This is a genomic window from Enterobacter sp. K510 (genome assembly GCF_055804875.1).
Window position 1 is genome coordinate 1 of record NZ_JBNRLQ010000033.1, and the last position, 341, is coordinate 341.

At 60.1% G+C, this 341-nt stretch carries 1 pseudogene; it reads right to left on the reverse strand.

Annotated elements, in window-relative coordinates:
- Nucleotides 1–148: 148 nt before the first annotated feature.
- A pseudogene (locus tag ACQUTD_RS21605) lies at nucleotides 149–341 on the reverse strand (hypothetical protein); the annotation flags it as partial.

Below are 341 nucleotides of genomic sequence, written 5' to 3' on the forward strand. Positions count from 1 at the left end.
ACCGTCTGCCCGCGGTCGGCTCTATTCGGCCTCCTGCCTCATTTCGCCTCTGGCCGCCATCCATGGCGTCCAGCCCTTGTCATCCGGCCTCCGGCTCGCCGGTTTCAGCGGGGACTCAACCCCTCGCGTTAATTACGATGACGGTTTGTTACGACTGAGTGGCTTGAAGTTTATTTGAACTTACAGGAACCGCGATATTGGGTTTATAAAAAATCTGGAAGTGTGGGGAGTCCGGCTGAAAATCGCTGAGGCGTTCCCTGTAGGCCGGGGCAGCCCGCATGGATGCGGGCTGAGGGCGCGACTTGCAGGGACGCTGCATCGCGCCCGACCCGAAGCCGGAA